Genomic DNA, 22,598 nt, shown 5'->3' with positions numbered 1-22,598 from the left:
TTTATCCCCGTTCGGCTGCGAAGCAGTCGTGAATCGACTAGCCGCGATCAGTCTGACAAATCGCGGTTTCAGGATTCGGGGTCGCTTCGTAACCCAACGGGGATAAATCCCCTCACCACAAGGCCCGCTCCTACAGGAATACGGGTGGACTTGAAATCTACAGGGCCTCACGCATGCCGCAACCGTTCATATTCCGCACCGTCGATCTGGATGGCCAGACCCTCCGCACGGCGGTGCGTCCCGGCAAGCCTCATTTGACGCCTCTGCTGATTTTCAACGGCATCGGCGCCAACCTGGAGCTGGTGTTTCCGTTTGTCGCAGCGCTCGACCCGGATCTGGAAGTGATCGCCTTCGACGTCCCCGGAGTCGGCGGCTCGTCGACGCCGAACCGACCGTATCGCTTCCCCGGCCTGGCCAAACTGACGGCGCGGATGCTCGACTATCTCGACTACGGTCAGGTCAATGTGATCGGCGTGTCGTGGGGCGGCGCCCTGGCGCAGCAGTTTGCCTACGACTACCCCGAGCGCTGCAAGAAACTGGTACTGGCGGCGACCGCGGCCGGTGCGGTGATGGTCCCCGGCAAACCGAAAGTGCTGTGGATGATGGCCAGCCCGCGCCGCTACATTCAGCCATCCCATGTGATTCGCATCGCGCCGATGATCTACGGCGGCTCGTTCCGCCGCGACCCGACGCTGGCGGCCAGCCATGCGGCGAAAGTGCGCTCGGCGGGCAAGCTCGGTTACTACTGGCAGCTGTTCGCCGGCCTCGGCTGGACCAGCATCCACTGGCTGCACAAGATCCATCAGCCGACGCTGGTGCTGGCCGGCGATGACGATCCGCTGATTCCGCTGATCAACATGCGCATGCTCGCCTGGCGCATTCCCAATGCGCAGTTGCACATCATCGATGACGGCCATCTGTTCCTGATTACCCGCGCCGAAGCGGTGGCGCCGATCATCATGAAGTTTCTCGAAGAGGAGCGTCTGCGCGCAGTCATGCACCCGCATCCGACCCCGCTCGGCGGCTGATCGCGGCGGCCTGCTTTATGCAGCACTTTTCAAATCAAGCGCGCGGCAGGACGCCGCGCAGGCAGCAACCGGTAACAGCGTCTATGGTGTTCTGGTTCGGTGAGTGTGTTTTTGCCCTGAAGACGAAGGAGTGTTGAGTCATGCGCGAAAAACCAGCGACGGGCGTGGTGCCCAGCCCCGCCGTGTTTATCAACGCCCAAAGTGCGATCGCCGGTCTGCGTGGCAGGGATCTGCTGTCGACACTGCGCAGCGTCGCCGCCCACGGCTTGCGCAATCCGTTGCACAGCGCAAAGCATGCGCTGAAGCTTGGCGGACAGTTGGGGCGCGTACTGCTCGGCGAAACCCTGCACCCGACCAATCCGCAAGACAGCCGCTTCGCCGATCCGGCGTGGAGCCTCAACCCGTTCTACCGGCGCAGCCTGCAGGCGTATCTGGCCTGGCAGAAACAGGTCAAGAGCTGGATCGATGAAGGCGACATGAGCCCTGAAGATCGTGCCCGTGCGCACTTCGCTTTCACCCTGCTCAATGACGCCGTAGCGCCGTCCAACACTCTGCTCAATCCGCTGGCGGTCAAGGAGCTGTTCAATTCCGGCGGGCAGAGCCTGGTGCGTGGCCTGAGCCATCTGTTCGATGATCTTTTGCACAACGACGGCCTGCCACGGCAAGTGACCAAGCAAGCGTTCGAGGTTGGCAAGACCGTGGCGACCACCACTGGGGCTGTGGTGTTTCGCAATGAAATGTTCGAGCTGATCCAGTACAAATCGATGAGCGAAAAGCAGTACGCCAAACCGCTGCTGGTGGTGCCACCGCAAATCAACAAGTACTACATTTTCGATCTGAGCCCGCAGAACAGCTTCGTCCAGTACGCCCTGAAAAACAGCCTGCAGACCTTCATGATCAGTTGGCGCAATCCTGATGTGCGCCATCGCGAATGGGGCCTGTCGAGTTACGTCGAAGCGGTCGAAGAAGCGATGAACATCTGCCGGGCGATTACCGGCGCGCGTGAAGTGAACCTGATGGGCGCCTGCGCCGGCGGCCTGACCATCGCCGCCCTGCAAGGGCATTTGCAGGCCAAACGGCAACTGCGCCGGGTCGCCAGCGCGACGTACCTGGTCAGTCTCCTCGACAGCCAGATCGAAACCCCGGCCACGCTGTTCGCCGATGAGCAAACACTGGAAGCGGCCAAGCGTCGCTCGTACCAGCGAGGCGTGCTCGATGGTCGCGACATGGCCAAAGTCTTCGCCTGGATGCGCCCCAACGATTTGATCTGGAGCTATTTCGTCAACAACTACTTGCTGGGCAAGGAGCCGCCCGCTTTCGACATTCTCTACTGGAACAACGACAACACCCGCCTGCCGGCGGCGCTGCACGGCGATCTGCTGGACTTCTTCAAGCACAACCCGCTGATCCACGCTGGCGGTCTCGAGGTGTGCGGTACGCCGATCGATCTGCAGAAGGTCAATGTCGACAGCTTCAGCGTCGCCGGCATGAACGACCACATCACGCCATGGGACGCGGTGTATCGCTCGACCCTGCTGCTCGGTGGCGAGCGACGTTTCGTGCTGTCCAACAGCGGCCACGTGCAGAGCATCCTCAACCCGCCGAGCAACCCGAAAGCTGCCTACGTCGAAAACGCCAAACTGAGCAGTGACCCGCGTGCCTGGTACTACGATGCCAAACACGTCGACGGCAGCTGGTGGCCGCAGTGGCTGGAATGGGTCGCGCAGCGCTCCGGCGCCCTTAACGAGACCCGCACAACACTGGGTAACCCGAACTATCCACCGATGGAAGCGGCACCCGGCACCTATGTGCATGTGCGCTGACGCTCAACCGAAATTTTCTAAGAAGACTGGATGAAAACCCGCGACCGGATTCTCGAATGTGCACTGCAACTGTTCAACGAAAAGGGTGAGCCGAACGTTTCCACCATGGAGGTGGCCAACGAAATGGGGATCAGCCCGGGCAATCTCTACTACCACTTCCACGGCAAGGAACCGCTGATTCTCGGTCTGTTCGAACGCTTCCAGCACGAACTCGCACCCCTACTCGACCCGCCGCCGGACGTGGAGCTTGCACCGGAGGATTACTGGCTGTTTCTGCATTTGATCGTCGAGCGCCTGGCGCAATACCGGTTCCTGTTCCAGGACCTGTCGAACCTCGCCGGCCGCTTGCCGAAACTGGCCAAGGGAATTCGCAATCTGCTCAATGCGCTGAAGCGCACGCTGGCGTCGTTGCTGGCGCGATTGAAGGCTTCGGGGCAACTGGTCAGCGATACTCAGGCGCTGGGGCAATTGGTCGAGCAGGTGACCATGACGCTGCTGTTCTCGCTGGATTACCAGCGGATTCTTGATCGTGAGGGAGAGGTCCGGTTGGTGGTTTATCAGATCATGATGCTGGTGGCGCCGCATTTGCTGCCGCCAGTGAAGGTGGCGACAGAGCGGATGGCGCTGCAATACCTTGAGGATCACGACTGACCCGAAAAGCCCCTCACCCTAACCCTCTCCCGGAGGGAGAGGGGACTGATTGGGGGATGTTCGCTAGCTACGCCGACCTGAGCGAGCTTCTTTGAATCGATAATCGACTCGATTTGTTCAGGTCGACGTATGACGCAGGAGACCTCGGTCGGCTCCCTCTCCTTGGGGAGAGGGCTGGGGTGAGGGGCCGCTTGGAATGCACAAACAAAAACGCCCGACCTTCACAGGCCGGGCGTTTTTGATTTGCCCTGAAATCAGGACTGACTGGATGGCGTCGACGGTGTCGATGCTGCAGTCGGAGTAGCGGCTGCCGTAGGCGCCGCAGCGGAGTTTGCCGCGTTGGCCGGAGCTGTCGGAGCAGTCGATGGTGCGGCGGCCGGTTTCGGCGCAGCGGCTTTCGGCGCAGCCGGTTTTTTCACTGCAGGCTTTTTCGCCGCAGCCGGTTTGGCCGCAGGCTTCGCAGCGGGTTTGGCCGCAGCAGTTTTCGCTGCTGGCTTGGCCGCTGGTTTCGCTGCAGCTTTAGCCGCAGGTTTTGCTGCCGCTTTGGTTGCCGGTTTGGCAGCGGCCTTGGCGGCAACCGGTTTGGCTGCCGCTTTGGCCGCAGGCTTGGCTGCTGCCGTTTTGGCCGCAGCTTTTGCAGCAGGTTTCGCCGCTGCTTTGGTCAGTGGCTTGGCTGCGGTTTTCGCCGCAGGTTTGGCCGCTGCAGTTTTAGTGGCAGGTTTCGCCGCAGCGGTTTTTGCCGCCACAGGCTGAGCTTTCAGACCGGTGAGTTTTTCGATCTGCTTGGTCAGCGTATCGACCTTGGCGTTGAGCGCCTTGACCTCATTGCGGCTCGGCACTCCCAGGCGCGAAATCGCGCTGTTCAGGCGCTTGTCGAACGCGCCTTCCAGCTCGTCCCACTTGCCCATGGCGCGGTCTTTCACGCCGCTGATGCGCGACTTGGCCGAAGAGGTCGAGTCCTCGACTTTCTTGCCGACGGCAGTCTTGGTGAGCTTCTCGGCTTTCTCGCCGTCTTTGACCAATGCATCGAAGAGTTTGCTGCCGTCAGTGTCGATCTTCGAGTACACGCCTAAACCAGCCAGCCAGATTTTGCGGGAGTAGGACTCGACCTTCCCGACCCACGAGCTGCTTTCTTTATCGGTGTTCTTTTTGCCAGCCATCCCGTTCTCCTTAAGATTTTCGCGCGACGCGTTCGAGCAATGCCGTCAGCTCATCGAGCTTAGCAGAGAGTGCCTCAACGTCATGTTTAGACGGAATGCCGATCCGATTCAAGGCGCTGGCCACACGGTTGTCGAAGGCCTTCTCAACCTTGTCGAGCTGAACTTCAACGCGACCCTTGAACGAGCTGACCTGAGTGGCCGCGTCATCGATCTCGGCGTTGGCCGCGAGGAGTTTTTCACTGACGGCTTTTTTGCCTTTCTTTTCAACGGTTTGACCGGCGGCGACGAGTTCTTGAAAGTACTCGCTGCCCTCCTGGCCAACCTTGGTGTAGGCGCCCAGGCCTGCCAGCCAGATCTTGCGGGCATAGGATTTGACGTCGCTCAGAGTGGAAGTCGGAGCGTCGATTTTTTTCTTCAAAATGACTTTGGCCATGGTGCACCTCACGCGCAGAAGGTTTGAGGAACTGCCGGACGAGTGTCGGGCTCAGGCACAAAGTAGGGAGAAAAATTAGAAAGGGCACCCTAACCAGCGGGAGCAACTCTAAACAAATGTGGGAGCGAGCCTGCTCGCGAATGCGTCATATCAGCCAACATTTCAGTCAACTGATACACCGCTTTCGCGAGCAGGCTCGCTCCCACAGGGGATTGGATTTCAACCTGAATCAGGCCAGGGCTTTATCCAACGCCTTCTCGATCTCGGCTTTGATCATGCCGCTCATGGCCGACATCATCAGGCCCAGTTCGACGTCGACCCTGATCGAATCGTCCGCCACGTGCACTTCACCTTTCACGCCGGAGCGCTTGAGGTTCAGGGTGTCGCCCGACCACTGCGGCTCAAGGCCGTATTGTTCGTTGAGCTTTTTGGCCAGTTTGTCGGCCTTGTCCCGGGCGGCGTCCTTGCCCAGGGTATGGGCGCGCTCAACACTGATTTTGGCCATGGAATGACTCCTGATGATTGAATGGCTGACGTTGAATCTTGACCGCATCTGCGGCAAATCGTCCCGAAGGTTGCCCATCTTACCTTTAGCCATTCCAAGACAAAGCATGGCTTGGGGATTAGAATGTCGCGCATTCTCTTTTGGTGACAGCGATATGACTGATCAGCGCAAAGGCAGCGATGCCGAACCCACCACTCACTTCGGCTTCAAAAACGTTCCGGAAAGCCAGAAAGCGGAAAAAGTCGCTGAGGTTTTCCATTCCGTAGCCGCTAAATACGACCTGATGAACGACCTTCTGTCGGGCGGCATGCATCGTCTGTGGAAGCGTTTCGCGATCGAGCTTTCCGGCGTGCGCAGCGGCAACCGCGTGCTCGACATCGCCGGTGGCACCGGCGACCTGACCCGCAAGTTCTCGAACCTCGTCGGCCCGACCGGCCAGGTCGTGCTGGCCGACATCAACGAGTCGATGCTCAAGGTCGGCCGTGATCGTCTGCTCGATCTGGGCGTTGCCGGCAACGTCGAATTCGTTCAGGCCGATGCGGAAAAACTGCCGTTCCCGGACAACCATTTCGACTGCGTGACCATCGCCTTCGGCCTGCGCAACGTGACGCACAAAGAGGACGCGTTGCGTTCGATGCTGCGCGTGCTCAAGCCCGGCGGACGCCTGCTGGTACTGGAATTCTCCAAGCCGACCAACGCGCTGATGTCGAAAGCCTACGACGCCTACTCGTTCGCCTTCATGCCGCTGATGGGCAAGCTGATCACCAACGATTCGGAAAGCTATCGCTACCTGGCCGAATCGATCCGCATGCACCCGAATCAGGAAACCCTGAAGTCGATGATGGTCGAGGCCGGTTTCGACCGCGTGACCTATCACAACATGACCGCAGGCATCGTCGCCCTGCACCGCGGCATCAAACCCTGATGTTGCTCACCGGGCTGCTCGCCAGCGTCGAACTCGGCCTCAACCGGGTGCTGCGTCTCGACAGCACGGCGCTGCCGCGCCTGGCGCATTTGACCGGCAAGGTGATTGCCGTCGACTGCCGCAGCCCGGCGCTGCAACTGTTCATCCTGCCCAGCGACGAAGGCTTGATGCTCGCCTCGCAGTGGGCAGCGGATGTCGATTGCACGTTGCGCGCACCGGCCTCAAGCCTGGTGAAACTGGCCCTGAGCAAAGACAAGACCGCGGTGCTGCACGCACCGGAAGTCGAGCTCGATGGCGACAGCGGTGTGTTGCTGGAGCTGGCCGGCGTACTGCAGGATCTTGAGCTGGACTGGGAGTACGAACTCTCGCGCTGGCTCGGTCCGGTCGCCACGCAACTGCTCGGTGGCCATCTGCGCAGCCGCGCACGCTGGTATCAACAAGGATTTGCCAGCCTCAACCAGAATCTTGCCGAATACCTCGCCGAAGAATCGCGCACCCTTGTCGGGCAGCGCGAAGCCGAAGCGCGATTCAGCGAACTGGACCGGATCAAACTTGATCTGGAACGACTCGAGGCGCGTTTCGAGCGCCTTTCCCGATCCCTCGACCCAAGCGATAACGCATGAAGCTGCTTGCCGTCCGCCGTCTGTTGCGCATCCAGCGCGTCGTGATCCGCTACCGCCTCGATGACCTGCTGTTCGATCTGCCACTGCCCTGGTTCCTTCTGGCCGTGCGCTTTTTGCTGCCGTGGCGCTGGCTGCCGCGCAAGCCGCTGGAGCTCAACCGTGGCGCGCGCTTGCGTCTGGCGTTGCAGGATCTGGGGCCGATCTTCATCAAGTTCGGGCAGATTCTTTCGACCCGCCGCGACCTGTTGCCGGAAGACATCGCCGATGAGCTGATGCTGCTGCAGGACCGCGTGCCGCCGTTCGATTCGCAAGTGTCGATCAAGCTGATCGAAGAACAGCTGGGCAAGAAAATCAGCGAAGTGTTCAGCCGTTTCGACGTCGCCCCTCTGGCCTCGGCCTCGGTGGCGCAGGTGCATGCGGCGCAGCTGAAAAGTGGCGAAGAAGTCGTGGTCAAGGTCATTCGCCCAGGCCTGAAACCGATCATCGCGCAGGATCTGGCATGGCTGTTCATCCTCGCCCGCGCAGCGGAAAAATTCTCCGCTGACGCGCGCCTGCTGCACCCGGTCGACGTGGTGCAGGATTACGAAAAGACCATTTACGACGAACTCGATCTGTTGCGCGAGGCGGCCAACGCCAGCCAGTTGCGCCGCAACTTCGAAGGCTCGCAGCTGCTTTATGTACCGCAAGTCTATTGGGACTGGTGCCGGCCGAAAGTGCTGGTCATGGAGCGCATCTACGGCATCCAGGTCACCGATCTGGCGACCCTTGCCGACCAGCGCACCGACATGAAGATGCTCGCCGAGCGCGGCGTGGAGATTTTCTTCACTCAGGTGTTCCGCGACAGTTTCTTCCACGCCGACATGCACCCGGGCAACATCTTTGTCAGCACGGTCAATCCGTGGAGCCCGCAATACATCGCGATCGACTGCGGCATCGTCGGCAGCCTGACCCCGGAAGACCAGGATTATCTGGCGCGCAACCTGTTCGCCTTCTTCAAGCGTGACTACCGCCGTGTGGCGCAGTTGCACATCGATTCGGGCTGGGTGCCGGCGGAAACCAAACTCAACGAATTCGAAGCGGCGATCCGTACGGTGTGCGAACCGATCTTCGAAAAACCGTTAAAAGATATTTCATTTGGCCAGGTGCTGATGCGCCTGTTCCAGACCGCTCGCCGTTTCAACATGGAAGTGCAGCCGCAACTGGTGCTGTTGCAGAAGACCTTGCTGAACATCGAAGGCCTCGGGCGTCAGCTGTACCCGGATCTGGATCTGTGGAACACCGCGCAGCCGTTTCTCGAGCGCTGGATGCGCGAACGCGTCAGCCCGAAAGCCTTGCTGGGCAACGTGCAGAGCCAGCTGGAGCAGATTCCGCACCTGTCGAACATGGCCCGCGATCTGCTCGAACGCATGTCGCAACCCCACGCCAAAGACCCACCGCCGCCGTGGCGCAAACGCAAGGACGACTGGTTCCTGCGCCTGCTCGGCTGCGCGCATCTGGCCGGCGGCGCGATCCTCGCTGCGGGTGGTCCGCTGACCGAGTGGGCGCATTGGCCCGCCGGAATCATGATCGCAGTCGGTTTGTATCTGGTCGTTCGCCGATAGCACGAATCAGCTGCAAGTTATAAGCTGCCAGCTTCAAGCTTGACGACACCGGAACACCGCAACCTGCTTTTACTTGCAGCTTGAAGCTTGAAACTCGAAGCTGCTTTTCAGGAATTGAAGATGAAAAACTGGCTGGACGAGATCAAGTGGGATGCTGACGGCCTGGTGCCGGCGATTGCCCAGGATCACAGAACCGGGCGCGTATTGATGATGGCCTGGATGAACCGCGAAGCGCTCGAACTGACCGCTGCGGAGAATCGTGCAATCTACTGGTCACGTTCCCGTGGCAAGCTGTGGCGCAAGGGCGAAGAGTCCGGCCATGTGCAGACCCTGCATGAGATGCGCCTGGACTGTGATGCCGACGTGATCATTCTGATGGTTGAACAGATCGGCGACATCGCCTGCCACACCGGCCGTCAAAGCTGCTTTTACCGGGTCTTCGAAAACGGCGACTGGAAAACGGTCGACCCGGTACTGAAAGATCCGCACGCTATCTATTCCGCAGGACACACACATGAGTGACACCCTGACCCGCCTCGCTCAGGTACTTGAAGAGCGCAAAGGCGCAGCCGCCGACAGCTCGTATGTCGCCAGCCTGTATCACAAGGGGCTGAACAAGATTCTGGAGAAAGTCGGCGAAGAGTCGGTCGAAACCATTATTGCCGCCAAGGATGCCGCCATCAGCGGCGATTGCAGTGATGTGATCTACGAGACCGCCGACCTGTGGTTCCACAGCATGGTCATGCTCGCCCAACTGGGGCAGCATCCGCAGGCCGTGCTGGATGAACTGGACCGTCGCTTCGGCCTGTCCGGACACGTCGAGAAAGCCTCGCGTCCGTCCGCCTGAACAACTTTTAGAGAGGAATCGCCACATGGGCATTTTTGACTGGAAACACTGGGTCGTCATTCTGATTGTCGTGGTGCTGGTATTCGGTACCAAGAAACTGAAAAACCTCGGCACCGACGTTGGCGAATCGATCAAGGGCTTTCGCAAAGCCATGAACGACGACGAAAAACCGGCCGAGCCTAGCGTGACCCCGCCGGCCCAGCCTGTGCCACCGGTGCAGCCGCAAACCACCGCTCAGGCCAACCCGCCGCACACCATCGACGTGCAGGCGCAAAAAGTCGAAGAGCCGATCCGCAAAGACGTGTGAGCACTGACTAATGTTTGGTATCAGCTTCTCTGAACTGCTGCTCGTCGGCCTCGTCGCCCTGCTGGTGCTCGGCCCCGAGCGTCTGCCGGGCGCGGCGCGCACCGCCGGTCTGTGGGTCGGCCGCCTGAAGCGCAGCTTCAACGCGATCAAACAGGAAGTTGAACGTGAAATCGGTGCCGACGAGATCCGTCGGCAACTGCACAACGAACATATTCTGTCGCTGGAGCAAGAGGCGCGGAAGATTTTCAATCCGAGCCAACAGGAGCCGACGCCGGTCGAGCCTGTGGGCGAGCAGACGATTCACAGCGCTGCCGCTCCGACTCCTGCACCTGTTGTAACACCGCCAGGAACCGCGCCGATTACCACAGACACATCGGTTGAACACGTAGCGCCCTCCGCCGCGCCGACTACACCAGCGCCTCAAGACCCTACACTGCCGCCGCGAGCCCCATGAGCGATCTTCCGGAAAACGACCAGCACATGCCGCTGGTTTCGCACCTCACCGAGTTGCGCACCCGCCTGCTGCGTTGCGTGGCGGCGATCTTCATTATCTTTGCCGGGCTGTTCGCGTTTACCCAGCAGATCTACACCTTCGTCTCGACGCCGCTGCGCCAGTATCTGCCGGTCGGCGCGACGATGATCGCCACCGACGTGTCGTCGCCGTTCCTGACGCCGCTGAAACTGACGATGATGGTTTCGCTGTTTCTTGCGATTCCAGTGATTCTGCATCAGATCTGGGGCTTTATCGCGCCGGGCCTGTACAAGCATGAAAAACGCGTCGCGGTACCGCTGCTGATCTCCAGCATCCTGCTCTTCTACATCGGCATGGCGTTCGCCTATTACTTCGTCTTTCCGCTGATCTTCAAGTTTTTCGCCGCTGCCACCCCGGCCGGCGTGGAAATGATGACCGACATCGCCAGCTACCTCGATTTCGTCATGACGCTGTTCTTCGCCTTCGGCGTGGCGTTCGAGATACCGGTGGCCGTAGTCCTGCTGGTGTGGATCGGCGTGGTCGACGTCAAATACCTGAAGAAGATCCGCCCGTACGTGATCATCGGCTGCTTCGTGGTCGGCATGATCCTGACCCCGCCGGACATCTTCTCGCAGACCCTGCTGGCTGTGCCGATGTGGATGCTGTTCGAGATCGGCATCCTCTTCGGCGCGCTGGTCAGCAAGCGCGAACGCCCGGACGAAACGCCGGCCGACGACCACAACGACCAGCCGCCAGCGACCCAGGCATGAACCTGCTGCTGCTCGAAGAGGCCGACTTCATTGCGGCCGACCGCGTGATTCTGCGTGATCGCCGCCTGATCCACATGCAGGAAGTGCATCGTTCGGAAGTCGGCGACAGCCTGCGCGTCGGGCGCATCAACGGGTTGATGGGTTCGGCCGAGTTGCTGCGTCTGGAAGCCGGCGAAGCGGAGCTGCGCGTCAACCTCGATCAGCCACCGCCGGCCAAACTGCCGCTGACCCTGGTGCTGGCCCTGCCCCGGCCGAAAATGCTCCGCCGCGTGTTCCAGACCGTCGCGACCATGGGCGTGGCCAAGGTGATTCTGGTCAACAGCTATCGCGTCGAAAAAAGCTTCTGGCAGACGCCATTTCTGGAGCCGGAAGCGATTCGTGAGCAGTTGATCCTCGGGCTCGAACAGGCTCGCGATACGGTGTTGCCGGAGATCGTCATCGAAAAGCGCTTCAAGCCTTTTGTTGAAGATCGCTTGCCGGCGATCGCCGAGGGCACCCTCGGCCTGGTAGGCCACCCCGGCAACTTCCCGCCCTGCCCGCGCGCTCTGAGCGAACCGGTGACCCTGGCCATCGGCCCCGAGGGTGGCTGGATTCCCTACGAAATCGATCTGCTGGCCAAATCCGGCCTGCAACCGGTGCAACTGGGCGAGCGCATCCTGCGCGTCGAAACCGCCGTCACCGCCCTGCTTGCACGCCTGTTCTGACGCTACCGCGTCGGACAAAAGGCGTTACAGATTGCCATCACCCAGCCGATACAGCCCCTATAAGTCCAATTAAGTGGTCCGAAGGGAGTGGTCGCATGTACCGTTGGTTAGCCGAGAGTCTTGGAAACGTCAGCGTCAAACGCAAGCTGGGCATCGGTTTCGGCCTGGTGCTGTTGCTGACGCTGTTGATCACTTTCACCGGCTGGACCGGCATGAGCGGCATCATCAGCCGTGGCGACAAGCTCGGCTTCATTTCCAGCCTCAATGAGCTGACCAAAGACCTACGCCTGGCGCGCATGGACTACGACATGCGTCGTGGTGAACAGGGTCCGGGGGCGGTCAATGAATTGCTCAGCAAACTCGAAAGCGGTCTGCAATCGGCACGCGGCATGATCGAGCAGCCGTCCGATGTGGCGATGGTCGATCAACAGCTCGCTGCGGTCGCCGAATACAAACGCGCTTTCGGCGAAATGACCCAGGCCACCGTCCAGCGTGAAGACGCGCGCAGCAAGCTTGGCGCCAATGCCGATAATGCCGTGGCCAAGGTCGGCGAAGTCGAAAGTGCACTGCTGCAAGGTGACAGCGTTGCGCAGTACAACGCGGTGATCGAGCTGAGCAAACTGTTGCAGCAGGCGCGCTATCAGGTGCGCGGCTACACCTACAGCGGCAAGGCCGATGCCGAGCAACCGGCGCTGACCGCCATCGACAACGCCCTGAAAAACCTCGAAAGCCTGCCGACCCGCGTGCCAGAGCAGCACATCGCCAACCTGCAGCAAGCCACCGACTCGCTCAAGGCCTATCGCGCCGCCGTCGCTCAGTTCCGTGATTCACAGGTCAAGAACACCGCCGCACTGGCCAATATGTCAGCTCAGGGCGACATCCTGATCGCGGCCAGCAAGAAGCTCACCGAATCGCAAACCGTGGTGCGCGACACCGATGCTGCCCATGCCAAGAACATGCTGCTGGTCGCCACTGCGCTGGCACTGGCCTTCGGTCTGATTGCGGCTTGGGCGATCACTCGGCAAATCATCATTCCGCTGACCCAGACCCTGAAAGTCGCCGAACACGTGGCCGCCGGCGACCTGACCCACAACCTGGTTTCCCTGCGTCGCGATGAACTCGGTCAATTGCAGCGCTCGATGCAAAGCATGACCCAGGGCCTGCGCGAGTTGATCGGCGGTATCAGCGACGGCGTCACGCAGATCGCCAGCGCCGCTGAAGAGCTATCCGCGGTGACCGAGCAGACCAGCGCCGGGGTCAATAATCAGAAGATCGAGACCGATCAGGTCGCCACCGCTATGAACGAAATGGCGGCTACCGTGCAGGAAGTCGCGCGCAACGCTGAAGAAGCTTCTGAGGCCGCTGTCGCCGCTGATCAACAGGCCCGCGAAGGTGACAAGGTCGTCGGCGAAGCCATCGCCCAGATCGAACGTCTGGCGGTCGAGGTCGGCCACTCCACCGAAGCCATGGGCGAGCTCAAGCGTGAAAGCGACAAGATCGGCAGCGTCCTCGATGTGATCAAGTCGGTGGCCCAGCAAACCAACCTGCTGGCCCTCAACGCCGCCATCGAAGCGGCCCGCGCCGGTGAAGCCGGACGTGGTTTCGCCGTGGTTGCCGACGAAGTGCGCAGCCTCGCCCAGCGCACACAGAAGTCCACCGAAGAGATCGAAGAGCTGATCGTCGGTCTGCAAAACGGCACTCAGCAAGTGGCGACGATCATGGACAACAGCCGCAGCCTGACCGACAGCAGCGTCGAACTGACCCGGCGTGCCGGCGGCTCGCTCGAAAGCATCACCCGCACCGTCTCGGCGATCCAGGCAATGAACCAGCAGATCGCCGCAGCCGCCGAGCAGCAGAGCGCCGTGGCCGAAGAGATCAACCGCAGCGTGCTGAACGTGCGCGATGTGTCTGATCAGACCTCGGCGGCGAGTGAAGAGACCGCCGCGTCCAGCGTCGAACTGGCGCGGTTGGGTACTCACCTGCAGATGCTGGTGGGCCGTTTCAAAGTCTGAGTTGATGCACAACCTCGGTTCGCCTGTAACCGAGGTGATGCCATTCGCGAGCAGGCTCGCTCCCACAGGGAAACGCATTCCAAGGTGGGGCGAGCCTGCTCGCGAAGGCAGCGGCGCGGTCTGCGCGTCGTAGATAACGGGCGCGCCAATTTGGCGAGGGATGCTATGCACTGGTTTTAGGCTTTATCCGGATTTGTTCGCAAATCAGCGGACATAAAAAAACCCCGCTGAATCAGCGGGGTTTTTTATCAGGCCGGCTGAGCCTGCAGGCTCACCGGTCGCAGCGGCAGCAACGGCGCATGCGGATCGGCTTTCACCGAAGCGCGCCAGGCGTCCAGCCACTCAGCGTGACCTTCGGCCCAGATCTGCTCGTGCAGGCGTGCCAGTGCGACAGGGTCGCTGAGCAGTTGCAGGCGATCATGGTTGTTCAGCCCGGCCGGGCCGACCTTGATCGCGTGACGCACACGTTCCTGACGCAGCCACTCGATCGGCTCGGCCTGGCCGTGACGCGAGGTCGCCAGCGAGCACGCCAGGGCGTTCTGCTGAGGATCGACCACGGCGCGGACGAAGCCGTCGTTGAGGGCGTGATAGCGGTTCTCGTGGGTGTACTGATCGGTTGCCAGCAAGGCCTGTGGCGGATTGTATTCCTCAGGGATGAGGAACAGGCTCTCGTCACGGGTCTTCAGGCCCAGGCCGACACGGCTGGAGATCACCGATACCGGGATCGACAGCATCAGCGAACCGACGATCGGCACCAGCCACCAGAGGAAGCTCGGGTTCAGCCAGATCACCAGCAGCGCCCACAAGAAGCCCAGCAACGTCTGCGGACCGTGGCGCTTGACCGCCTCGCTCCACGGCGTCGAGTCGTCGTCACGCTGCGGCGAGTTCCAGGTCGCGGCCCAGCCGAGGAACGCGGCGAGGACGAAGCGGGTGTGGAAAATCATCCGCACCGGCGCCAGCAGCATGGAGAACAGCATCTCCAGCAGCATCGACAGGGTCACCTTGAACTTGCCGCCGAACTCTTTCGCGCCCTTGGCCCAGATCAGGATGATGCTCAACAGCTTCGGCAGGAACAGCAGCACGATGGTCGTCGAGAACAGCGCGATGGCCTTGTCCGGATGCCATTGTGGCCACAGCGGATAGAGCTGACGCGGCTCGAGGAAGTACTGCGGCTCCATCAGCGTGTTCACCGCCAGCAGCGCGGTCGACAACACCAGGAAGAAGAACCACAACGGAGCCGACAGGTAAGACATCACGCCGGTGAGGAACACCGCGCGGTGCACCGGGTGCATGCCCTTGACCAGGAACAGGCGGAAGTTCATCAGGTTGCCGTGGCACCAGCGGCGGTCACGCTTGAGCTCATCGAGCAGGTTCGGCGGCAGCTCTTCGTAACTGCCCGGCAGGTCGTAGGCAATCCACACGCCCCAGCCGGCCCGACGCATCAGCGCAGCTTCGACGAAGTCGTGGGACAGGATCGCACCGGAGAACGCGCCCTTGCCCGGCAACGGCGCCAAGGCGCAGTGGTCGATAAACGGCTTCATGCGGATGATCGCGTTGTGACCCCAGTAGTGGGATTCACCCAACTGCCAGAAGTGCAGACCGGCGGTAAACAGCGGGCCGTACACGCGGGTCGCAAACTGCTGCATCCGCGCATACAGGGTGTCCATGCCCGACGCACGTGGCGCGGTCTGGATGATCCCGGCGTCCGGCGTGGCTTCCATCAGGCGCACCAGACTGGTCAGGCACTCGCCGCTCATCACCGAGTCGGCGTCGAGCACGACCATGTACTTGTAGTCACCGCCCCAACGACGGCAGAAGTCGTCGAGGTTGCCGCTCTTGCGTTTCACACGACGGCGACGACGGCGATAGAAGATCTTGCCGAAGCCCTTGGCCTCGCGGCAGACATCCAGCCAGGCCTGTTGCTCGGCGACGCAGATATCGGTGTCGTTACTGTCGCTGAGGACGAAAAAGTCGAAGCGATCCAGATCACCGGTGGCCGCGACCGATTCGAACGTCGCACGCAGACCGGCGAATACACGCGGCACGTCTTCGTTGCAGATCGGCATCACCAGCGCAGTACGCGCATCTTTTGGAATCGGCTCGTTACCAGCGCTTTTCCCGGAGATACGGTATTTATCGTGGCCGGTGAGCAACTCGAGGAAGCCCATCAGCGCGGTCCAGAAGCCGGCCGAGACCCAGCAGAACAGAATCCCGAACAGAATCAGGATGCTGGTTTGCAGCGCGTACGGCAGCACTTGCGTGGCGGTTTGCAGCAGCGGCTGATGCAGGACTTCTTCCAGATCGACGAACGACCAGCCCTGGTACGGCATGATGCCTTTCATGTACCAGCCGGCAACGATGGTCTGGCCGAGCATCAGCAGCAACAGAATGTAGCGGCGGATCGAACCGACGGTGCGCCAGCGCGCGGCCGGCAGGACATTGGCGTCCTTCGGCGGCTGCGGCGGGTTGGTGCGCCCGGTCAGACGGCGCCAGCCACGCACCAGGATATTGGTGCGCCATGGCTCCGGCACGACCTTGGTGCGGCGGATCGGCGGGGTCGCCTTGAGGCTGACCCGACCACTGGCGTCGAGCATCAGCATTTCCGCTTCAGCCAGTTCTTCGGCAGTGCTCAGGGTCAGACGCTTGCCCACCGAAGCCTGGGCGGCTTCGGCAGGGGCGTCGAATGTCGAGGACGACAGGCGTTCATGCAGCTCGCTGAACGACTGGCAACCCGCGAGTTCCGCGCGTTGCTCGTCGGTCATCGGCAGATGCGCCAGATACTCGGACAGAGTCTCTGGCTGTACTGGTGAATTACTCATCGGCAGGCAACTGATAGCTCCAGGTCTCGGTCAGGACTTCTTCAGTCGGCGCCGATTCCGGTGTGGCTGGGACCGCGTCGGCAGCGACTGGCTGCTTGGCGTCTTTGTTGGCCTTGTCCTTGGCGTCGGCTGCAGGCTTGGCTTCAGCCTGTTTGGCTTCGGCGGCCTTGGCTTCCTTGTCGAGTTTTTCCTGTTGCTTGGCGGCAACCTTGTCAGCCTTGGCGACCGACGAATTGGACGCCGGCACCGATTTGCCCAGATCTGCGGTGACCACTGGCTGAACCAGGGCGGCACGCATTTCGGTCGCTTTGCTCGGATCCTTGATCTTCATCCGCAGGGTCAGGCGCCAGCCCTTGGTTTCCGGGTTGTAGCGCACGCTGTTCTCGACCAGTTCGGCGTTGTCACCGACGCTGACCTGACTGCGCACGTCGGCATCCGGCGTCAGGGCCGCCAGCGATGGACCTTCGAAGTCGACCAGATAGGCCACGCTGCCATCGGGCTGACGGATCAGGTTCGATTGTTTGACGTCACCGGTCGAACGCAGGGTCTGTGCCACCCAGGCGCTGTCCGGCGCGTGGAGTGCTGCTTCGTCCATGGTCCAGTGCATACGGTAGGCGAAGTCCAGCGGCTGGCCTGGCTCCGGCATTTTTTCCGGGCTCCAGAACGCAACGATGTTGTCGTTGGTTTCGTCAGCGGTCGGAATCTCTACCAGATCGACAGTGCCCTTGCCCCACTCGCCCTTCGGCTCGATCCAGGCACTCGGGCGCTTGTCGTAGCGGTCGTCGAGGTCTTCGTAGTGGCTGAAGTCACGGCCACGCTGCAGCAGACCGAAACCACGCGGATTCTCGACGCTGAAGTTGCTCACGGCCAGATGTTTCGGGTTGTTCAGTGGGCGCCAGATCCACTCACCGTTGCCGGCATGGATCGACAGACCGCTGGAGTCGTGCAGTTCACGACGGTAGTTGAGCACTTTCGACGGCTGGTTGGCGCCGAACAGGAACATGCTGGTCAGCGGCGCGATACCCAGTTTGCCAACCTTGTCACGCAGGAACATCTGCGCCTTGACGTCGACGATGGTGTCGCTGCCCGGACGCAGGATCAGGCGGTAGGCACCAGTGGCACGCGGCGAGTCGAGCAGAGCGAAGATCACCAGGTGCTTGTCGCCCGGCTTGGGCTGCTGAATCCAGAACTCGCGGAAACGCGGGAATTCTTCACCCGACGGCAGCGCGGTATCGATCGCCAGACCACGGGCCGACAGACCATAGGTGTGGCCCTTGCCGACGACGCGGAAGTAACTCGCGCCGAGCATGGTCATGATCTCGTCTTGCTTGTCGGCCTTGTTGATCGGGTACAGCACACGGAAACCGGCATAGCCCAGTTGTTCGGTGGCTTTCGGATCGAATTTCAGGTCGCCGAAATCGAAGCGGCTCGGATCGTATTTGATCTCCGAGACGGTATTGGTGGTGATTTCGTTGATTTTCACCGGTGTATCGAAGTGCATACCCTGGTGATAGAAGGAGAGCTTGAACGGCGTCTTCTGATCGGCCCACTCAGCCTTTTCGGTGAGGAAGCGGATCTTCTGGTAGTCCGCGAACTTCATTTCGCGGAATTCGTTCGGCAGGTTGCTGCGCGGGGCTTCGAACTTCTGCCCGGCCAGCTCTTTGGCCTTGGCCGATACGTCGTCAAGATTGAACGCCCAAAGCTGACCGGCGCTGAGCAGGCACAGGAGCGCCGAACCCGCTACCAGAGCACTTCGCATGCGTTTGGCAGACATTTTTGCTGCATTACAGGGACTAACAATCACGAGCAACCCTCGCCGAAAACAGATCAATAAACCAACGGCCAGCTATCTTTATGCCAGGTTGGCGAGCATTGTTCCGACTCCGCCGGGGCAAAATGATTCCCCAATCGGATCCAGACAAGTCTCTACCTAAGTCAAAACGGATCAACGAATGTCGATCCCCGCAGCGCGCGATTATCTAGTAGCCCGGATGACAACGCATCAGGGGTAACAAAGTATTTATCGCGAAAACAGCCTAAAAACAGTCGAAATTGCCGAAAAACATGTTTCAGGCACTGTCAGGTCTGTAACAGGAAGGTTACCGGGCCATCGTTGACCAGGTGCACCTGCATATCGGCGCCGAATCTACCTGATGCCACAGTGCCATGCACCTGTTTCGCCTGACTCAATAAATAGTCGAACAATTCTTCACCCAGCGCCGGCGGTGCAGCCGTGGAAAAGCTCGGACGCAGACCGCTTTTGGTGTCGGCGGCGAGGGTGAACTGAGAGACCAGCAGCAACCCGCCACGCACATCCGCCAGGGACAGATTCATCTTGCCCTCGGCGTCACTGAATACCCGATAGTTAAGCAGCTTATGCAGAAGTTTGTCGGCGCTGGTACGCGTGTCGTCGGGTTCTACCGCCACCAGCACCAGCAAACCTTGATCGACCGCGCCGACAACCTCGCCGGCGACCTCTACCCGCGCACCGCGTACGCGTTGTAACAGCGCCTTCATGCTTCTTCGAGCGGCAGGTCGAGCAGGCGCTGGGCCATTTTGCTCGCGGCGCGCACCAGCGCATCGGTGATGCCCGGCTCGGACGCGGCGTGGCCGGCGTCGCGGATCACCTGCAATTCGCTGTTCGGCCAGGCCTGGTGCAATTCCCAGGCGTTGTCGAGCGGGCAGATCACGTCGTAGCGACCGTGAATGATCACGCCGGGCAGATGAGCGATCTTGCCCATGTCGCGAATCAGCTGGTTCGGCTCAAGGAAGGCGTTGTTGGTGAAGTAGTGGCATTCGATCCGCGCAATCGATAGCGCGCGTTGCGGCTCGGAGAAACGATCGACCACCAGCGGGTTCGGGCGCAGGGTCGCGGTGCGCCCTTCCCAGGTCGACCACGCCTTGGCCGCATGCATCTGGGCGATCTGATCGTTGCCGATCAGGCGTTTGTGGAAAGCGTTGAGCAGGTCGTCGCGCTCGTCCAGCGGGATCGGCGCGATGTAGTCCTGCCAGTAATCGGGGAACAGACGGCTGGCGCCGGCTTGATAGAACCATTCGATTTCCTGCGGACGGCAGAGAAAGATCCCGCGCAGAATCAGACCATGGACCCGCTCCGGGTGGGTTTGCGCGTAGGCCAGCGCCAGGGTCGAACCCCACGAGCCGCCGAACAGCACCCATTTTTCAATGCCCAGGTGTTTGCGGATGCGCTCAAGGTCTTCGACCAGATCCCAGGTGGTGTTGTTTTCCAGGCTCGCGTGCGGCGTCGAGCGACCGCAGCCGCGCTGGTCGAAGGTGACAATGCGATACAGATTCGGATCGAAATAGCGTCGGCTCTGGGCGTCACAGCCGGCGCCGGGGCCACCGTGGATGAACACCACCGGTAAACCCTCCGGCGAGCCGCTTTCATCGACGTACAGCGTATGGGTGTCATCGACAGCCAGATCGTGCCGGGCGTGGGGTTTGATCTGCGGAAACAAAGTCTGCATTGCGCGCTCCGTAAGGGGTCGAGGTCATCCCTGGGGGGACTCGTATTATTCTGCCGTTGGGCATCATAAACCCGATTTGCGTCAATGAGCATGCTCCGGGGCCTGATCGTTCCCACGCTCTGCGTGGGAACGCCTCTTGGGACGCTCCGCGTCCAGTGACGCGGAGCGTCACGGGCTGCATTCCCACGCAGAGCGTGGGAACGATCAAAGATCGCAGCCTTCGGCAGCTCCGACAGGGGTGCATCAGGCGTTGTGGTGTTTTTCACCCCAAGCGAGCAGTCCCTGCAGCAATTCCCTGAGCACCACCCGCGTCGGTTCGGCGAGGTCGGCGCGGTAGCGGAACGGTTCGAACTCTTCCATGTAGGTGGACTGGCACAGTTCCAGTTGCACGGCATGGATGTTCTGCGCCGGGTCGCCGTACTGGCGGGTGATGTGTCCGCCCTTGAAGCGACCGTTGAGCACATGGGTGAACTGCTCGTGCTGCGCGCAGATCGCTTCCAGTTGACTGGCCAATTGCGGATCACAACTGGCGCCATTGAAGGTGCCGAGGTTGAAGTCCGGCAGTTTGCCGTCGAACAGGTGCGGGATGATCGAGCGGATCGAGTGCGCATCGAACAACAGCGCGTAGCCGAATTCAGCCTTCAGCCGCGTCAGTTCTTGCTGCAAGGTGCGGTGATACGGCGTCCAGATCTGCTCCAGGTAAGTCGCGCGCTCCTCTTTCGACGGTTCCAGACCTTGCTGAAACAACGGGATACCGTCGAACAACGTCGCCGGATACAACCCGGTGGTTGCCCCGGCATACAACGGCTTGTCGTCGGACGGCCGGTTGAGGTCGATGACGAAACGCGAATACTCAGCCGCCAGGGTGCTGGCGCCCAGTTCTTCGGCAAAATCGTAGAGCAGCGGAATATGCCAGTCGGTGTCCGGCAGGCTTCTCGCAGCGGGGATCAGCCCGGCCTCGACCGTTGGGGTCAGACGCACACCCGCATGGGGCATGCTGATCAGCAGCGGCACGCGGCCTTGTTTGAAACTCAGAACCTTGTCCACAACCGTTCTCCTACAGATTCGATTCGACGCCGTGACGCACGACGCGCTTGTCCAGATCGCCACCGAGCCAATAGGCCAGATCCGCCGGACGCTCGATGTCCCACACGACAAAGTCGGCGACCTTGCCAACCTCCAGCGAGCCATGGGTCTGCGCCATGCCCAACGCCTGCGCGGCATGGATGGTCGCTCCGGCCAGAGCTTCTTCCGGGGTCATGCGGAAACAGGTGCAGGCCATGTTCAGCATCAGACGCAACGACAGCGCTGGCGAGGTGCCGGGGTTGAGGTCGCTGGCGATGGCAATCTTCACCTTGTGCTTGCGCAGCGCGTCCATTGGCGGCAATTGGGTTTCGCGCAGAAAGTAGAACGCGCCTGGCAGCAGTACGGCGACGGTGTCGGCGGCTGCCATCGCGATGGCATCGTCCTCGTCCATGAACTCCAGGTGATCGGCGGACAAGGCTTTGTAGCGCGCGGCGAGGCTGGAGCCGTGCAGCGAGGACAACTGCTCGGCGTGCAGCTTTACCGGCAGTCCGAGTTGTTGCGCGGCGACGAACACGCGCTCGACCTGCTCCGGCGAAAACGCCAGGTATTCGCAGAACGCATCCACGGCATCGACCAGACCTTCGGCGGCAAGGGCCGGGAGCATCTGCTCGCAGACCAGATCGATGTAATCGTCGGCGCGATCCTTGTACTCCGGCGGCAACGCGTGCGCCGCCAGGCAAGTGCTGCGCACGCTGATCGGCAGCTCTTCGGCCAGGCGCCGGATGACCCGCAGCAGCTTGCGCTCGTTGGCCAGATCGAGACCGTAGCCGGATTTCATTTCCACCGTGGTCACGCCGTCGCGCATCAGGCTTTTCAGGCGTTTGGCGGCGCTGGCGAACAGCTCGTCCTCATTGGCTTCGCGAGTGGCGCGCACGGTGCTGGCGATGCCGCCGCCCTGCGCGGCGATCTCGGCATAGCTGACGCCTTGCAGACGCTGCTCGAACTCGCCGCTGCGGTTGCCGCCGAACACGGTGTGGGTGTGGCAGTCGATCAGACCGGGGGTGACCCACGCACCCTGCAAATCATTGAGCGCAGGGTATTCACCGGACGGCAATTGAGTGCGTGGGCCGATCCACTCGATCAGCGTGCCGGACGTCACGATCGCGGCATCCTCGATGATCGAATAGGCGCCGTTGGCCATGGTTGCGACGTGGCAGTGTTGCCAGAGGGTTTTCACTGTTGGCCTCCGTTTGGGTTTGTATGGTGAGCAGCCTCAAAAGCCCCTCACCCTAGCCCTCTCCCAAAGGGAGAGGGGACTGACCGGGTTGTTCTGTCGAGATATGCCGACCTGAAATTTCTCAGCCGAACTCACGTTGCGAAAACAATGAAGTTCGGCTCCCTTCCCCC

At 61.1% G+C, this 22,598-nt stretch carries 22 protein-coding genes; 13 read left to right on the top strand and 9 right to left on the bottom strand.

Features of this window, described 5'->3' with window-relative positions; all coding sequences use genetic code 11:
- The first annotated feature begins 173 nt into the window (after positions 1-173).
- The 3 genes from phaZ to D8U71_RS09365 all read left to right on the top strand — a co-directional run bounded on the left by phaZ (position 174) and on the right by D8U71_RS09365 (position 3,502).
- Entirely contained in the window at positions 174-1,028 is an 855-nt protein-coding gene (phaZ, locus tag D8U71_RS09375; protein WP_016772063.1) for a poly(3-hydroxyalkanoate) depolymerase, read from the top strand.
- A gap of 140 nt (positions 1,029-1,168) precedes the next feature.
- Complete coding sequence (gene phaC / locus D8U71_RS09370; protein ID WP_056787316.1) at positions 1,169-2,851, top strand: class II poly(R)-hydroxyalkanoic acid synthase; 1,683 nt, start codon at positions 1,169-1,171, stop codon at positions 2,849-2,851.
- A 30-nt stretch (positions 2,852-2,881) separates the two neighbouring features.
- A complete protein-coding gene (locus D8U71_RS09365; RefSeq protein WP_024011259.1) occupies positions 2,882-3,502 on the top strand; it encodes a TetR/AcrR family transcriptional regulator in 621 nt (206 codons plus the stop codon).
- 254 nt (positions 3,503-3,756) lie between these two features.
- On the opposite strand, the gene D8U71_RS09360 is transcribed toward D8U71_RS09365, so the two are convergent.
- The 3 genes from D8U71_RS09360 to D8U71_RS09345 all read right to left on the bottom strand — a co-directional run bounded on the left by D8U71_RS09360 (position 3,757) and on the right by D8U71_RS09345 (position 5,600).
- Complete coding sequence (locus D8U71_RS09360) at positions 3,757-4,662, bottom strand: phasin family protein (protein WP_016772066.1); 906 nt, start codon at positions 4,660-4,662, stop codon at positions 3,757-3,759.
- A 10-nt stretch (positions 4,663-4,672) separates the two neighbouring features.
- On the bottom strand, positions 4,673-5,095 hold the full coding sequence (locus D8U71_RS09355) for a phasin family protein (RefSeq protein ID WP_016772067.1): 423 nt from the start codon (positions 5,093-5,095) through the stop codon (positions 4,673-4,675).
- Between the two features lie 229 nt (positions 5,096-5,324).
- Positions 5,325-5,600: a polyhydroxyalkanoic acid system family protein gene (locus tag D8U71_RS09345; protein ID WP_130887646.1), complete on the bottom strand. Its 276-nt coding sequence runs from the start codon at positions 5,598-5,600 to the stop codon at positions 5,325-5,327.
- Positions 5,601-5,754: 154 nt separating this feature from the next.
- Between D8U71_RS09345 and ubiE the strand changes: the two genes are divergently transcribed.
- The 10 genes from ubiE to D8U71_RS09295 all read left to right on the top strand — a co-directional run bounded on the left by ubiE (position 5,755) and on the right by D8U71_RS09295 (position 13,861).
- Positions 5,755-6,525, top strand: a complete 771-nt coding sequence (gene ubiE, locus D8U71_RS09340; RefSeq protein ID WP_016772069.1) for a bifunctional demethylmenaquinone methyltransferase/2-methoxy-6-polyprenyl-1,4-benzoquinol methylase UbiE — start codon at positions 5,755-5,757, stop codon at positions 6,523-6,525.
- A complete protein-coding gene (locus tag D8U71_RS09335; protein ID WP_016772070.1) occupies positions 6,525-7,148 on the top strand; it encodes an SCP2 domain-containing protein in 624 nt (207 codons plus the stop codon). The genes ubiE and D8U71_RS09335 overlap by 1 nt, the downstream gene beginning before the upstream one ends.
- A complete protein-coding gene (gene ubiB / locus D8U71_RS09330; RefSeq protein ID WP_024011256.1) occupies positions 7,145-8,749 on the top strand; it encodes a ubiquinone biosynthesis regulatory protein kinase UbiB in 1,605 nt (534 codons plus the stop codon). Before D8U71_RS09335 ends, ubiB begins: the two co-directional genes overlap by 4 nt.
- A gap of 120 nt (positions 8,750-8,869) precedes the next feature.
- On the top strand, positions 8,870-9,271 hold the full coding sequence (hisI, locus tag D8U71_RS09325) for a phosphoribosyl-AMP cyclohydrolase (protein ID WP_130887645.1): 402 nt from the start codon (positions 8,870-8,872) through the stop codon (positions 9,269-9,271).
- Positions 9,264-9,596 carry a phosphoribosyl-ATP diphosphatase gene (locus D8U71_RS09320; RefSeq protein ID WP_003220849.1) on the top strand — a complete coding sequence of 111 codons (333 nt, stop codon included), beginning with the start codon at positions 9,264-9,266 and terminating at the stop codon, positions 9,594-9,596. Before hisI ends, D8U71_RS09320 begins: the two co-directional genes overlap by 8 nt.
- Before the next feature lie 25 nt (positions 9,597-9,621).
- Positions 9,622-9,903 (top strand): twin-arginine translocase TatA/TatE family subunit, encoded by a 282-nt coding sequence (locus tag D8U71_RS09315; protein ID WP_016772073.1) that lies wholly within the window; start codon positions 9,622-9,624, stop codon positions 9,901-9,903.
- Positions 9,904-9,913: 10 nt separating this feature from the next.
- On the top strand, positions 9,914-10,357 hold the full coding sequence (gene tatB, locus D8U71_RS09310) for a Sec-independent protein translocase protein TatB (RefSeq protein ID WP_123444023.1): 444 nt from the start codon (positions 9,914-9,916) through the stop codon (positions 10,355-10,357).
- The gene (gene tatC, locus D8U71_RS09305) at positions 10,354-11,145 is read left to right on the top strand and encodes a twin-arginine translocase subunit TatC (protein ID WP_016772075.1); all 792 of its coding nucleotides are present in this window, start codon (positions 10,354-10,356) and stop codon (positions 11,143-11,145) included. Before tatB ends, tatC begins: the two co-directional genes overlap by 4 nt.
- Complete coding sequence (locus tag D8U71_RS09300) at positions 11,142-11,849, top strand: 16S rRNA (uracil(1498)-N(3))-methyltransferase (RefSeq protein WP_016772076.1); 708 nt, start codon at positions 11,142-11,144, stop codon at positions 11,847-11,849. Before tatC ends, D8U71_RS09300 begins: the two co-directional genes overlap by 4 nt.
- Positions 11,850-11,944: 95 nt before the next feature.
- Complete coding sequence (locus D8U71_RS09295) at positions 11,945-13,861, top strand: methyl-accepting chemotaxis protein (protein ID WP_125925770.1); 1,917 nt, start codon at positions 11,945-11,947, stop codon at positions 13,859-13,861.
- Positions 13,862-14,109: 248 nt separating this feature from the next.
- Here the strand turns inward: D8U71_RS09295 and mdoH are convergent, their stop codons facing one another.
- From mdoH to hutI, 6 genes are all read right to left on the bottom strand, one after another.
- Positions 14,110-16,680 (bottom strand): glucans biosynthesis glucosyltransferase MdoH, encoded by a 2,571-nt coding sequence (gene mdoH / locus D8U71_RS09290; RefSeq protein ID WP_130887644.1) that lies wholly within the window; start codon positions 16,678-16,680, stop codon positions 14,110-14,112.
- On the bottom strand, positions 16,673-18,454 hold the full coding sequence (locus tag D8U71_RS09285; protein ID WP_177434891.1) for a glucan biosynthesis protein G: 1,782 nt from the start codon (positions 18,452-18,454) through the stop codon (positions 16,673-16,675). The genes mdoH and D8U71_RS09285 overlap by 8 nt, the downstream gene beginning before the upstream one ends.
- A gap of 305 nt (positions 18,455-18,759) precedes the next feature.
- Positions 18,760-19,197, bottom strand: a complete 438-nt coding sequence (dtd, locus tag D8U71_RS09280; RefSeq protein WP_016772080.1) for a D-aminoacyl-tRNA deacylase — start codon at positions 19,195-19,197, stop codon at positions 18,760-18,762.
- Complete coding sequence (gene pip / locus D8U71_RS09275; protein ID WP_024011249.1) at positions 19,194-20,165, bottom strand: prolyl aminopeptidase; 972 nt, start codon at positions 20,163-20,165, stop codon at positions 19,194-19,196. The genes dtd and pip overlap by 4 nt, the downstream gene beginning before the upstream one ends.
- A gap of 243 nt (positions 20,166-20,408) precedes the next feature.
- Positions 20,409-21,212: an N-formylglutamate deformylase gene (hutG, locus tag D8U71_RS09270; RefSeq protein ID WP_110602561.1), complete on the bottom strand. Its 804-nt coding sequence runs from the start codon at positions 21,210-21,212 to the stop codon at positions 20,409-20,411.
- 10 nt (positions 21,213-21,222) lie between these two features.
- Positions 21,223-22,428 (bottom strand): imidazolonepropionase, encoded by a 1,206-nt coding sequence (gene hutI / locus D8U71_RS09265; protein WP_130887642.1) that lies wholly within the window; start codon positions 22,426-22,428, stop codon positions 21,223-21,225.
- Positions 22,429-22,598 lie beyond the last annotated feature (170 nt).

The organism is Pseudomonas sp. Sample_21, assembly GCF_004307525.1.
Lineage (GTDB): Bacteria > Pseudomonadota > Gammaproteobacteria > Pseudomonadales > Pseudomonadaceae > Aquipseudomonas > Aquipseudomonas atacamensis.
Note: the sequence above shows the minus strand (reverse complement) of the source record. Positions and strands in the feature narration are given on the sequence as shown.

Excerpts from the sequence above, each read along its gene's own strand:
- phaZ (WP_016772063.1), top strand. The coding sequence starts at position 174 with ATGCCGCAACCGTTCATATTCCGCACCGTCGATCTGGATGGCCAGACC.
- phaC (WP_056787316.1), top strand. The coding sequence starts at position 1,169 with ATGCGCGAAAAACCAGCGACGGGCGTGGTGCCCAGCCCCGCCGTGTTT.
- D8U71_RS09365 (WP_024011259.1), top strand. The coding sequence starts at position 2,882 with ATGAAAACCCGCGACCGGATTCTCGAATGTGCACTGCAACTGTTCAAC.
- D8U71_RS09360 (WP_016772066.1), bottom strand. The coding sequence starts at position 4,662 with ATGGCTGGCAAAAAGAACACCGATAAAGAAAGCAGCTCGTGGGTCGGG.
- D8U71_RS09355 (WP_016772067.1), bottom strand. The coding sequence starts at position 5,095 with ATGGCCAAAGTCATTTTGAAGAAAAAAATCGACGCTCCGACTTCCACT.
- D8U71_RS09345 (WP_130887646.1), bottom strand. The coding sequence starts at position 5,600 with ATGGCCAAAATCAGTGTTGAGCGCGCCCATACCCTGGGCAAGGACGCC.
- ubiE (WP_016772069.1), top strand. The coding sequence starts at position 5,755 with ATGACTGATCAGCGCAAAGGCAGCGATGCCGAACCCACCACTCACTTC.
- D8U71_RS09335 (WP_016772070.1), top strand. The coding sequence starts at position 6,525 with ATGTTGCTCACCGGGCTGCTCGCCAGCGTCGAACTCGGCCTCAACCGG.
- ubiB (WP_024011256.1), top strand. The coding sequence starts at position 7,145 with ATGAAGCTGCTTGCCGTCCGCCGTCTGTTGCGCATCCAGCGCGTCGTG.
- hisI (WP_130887645.1), top strand. The coding sequence starts at position 8,870 with ATGAAAAACTGGCTGGACGAGATCAAGTGGGATGCTGACGGCCTGGTG.
- D8U71_RS09320 (WP_003220849.1), top strand. The coding sequence starts at position 9,264 with ATGAGTGACACCCTGACCCGCCTCGCTCAGGTACTTGAAGAGCGCAAA.
- D8U71_RS09315 (WP_016772073.1), top strand. The coding sequence starts at position 9,622 with ATGGGCATTTTTGACTGGAAACACTGGGTCGTCATTCTGATTGTCGTG.
- tatB (WP_123444023.1), top strand. The coding sequence starts at position 9,914 with ATGTTTGGTATCAGCTTCTCTGAACTGCTGCTCGTCGGCCTCGTCGCC.
- tatC (WP_016772075.1), top strand. The coding sequence starts at position 10,354 with ATGAGCGATCTTCCGGAAAACGACCAGCACATGCCGCTGGTTTCGCAC.
- D8U71_RS09300 (WP_016772076.1), top strand. The coding sequence starts at position 11,142 with ATGAACCTGCTGCTGCTCGAAGAGGCCGACTTCATTGCGGCCGACCGC.
- D8U71_RS09295 (WP_125925770.1), top strand. The coding sequence starts at position 11,945 with ATGTACCGTTGGTTAGCCGAGAGTCTTGGAAACGTCAGCGTCAAACGC.
- mdoH (WP_130887644.1), bottom strand. The coding sequence starts at position 16,680 with ATGAGTAATTCACCAGTACAGCCAGAGACTCTGTCCGAGTATCTGGCG.
- D8U71_RS09285 (WP_177434891.1), bottom strand. The coding sequence starts at position 18,454 with ATGTCTGCCAAACGCATGCGAAGTGCTCTGGTAGCGGGTTCGGCGCTC.
- dtd (WP_016772080.1), bottom strand. The coding sequence starts at position 19,197 with ATGAAGGCGCTGTTACAACGCGTACGCGGTGCGCGGGTAGAGGTCGCC.
- pip (WP_024011249.1), bottom strand. The coding sequence starts at position 20,165 with ATGCAGACTTTGTTTCCGCAGATCAAACCCCACGCCCGGCACGATCTG.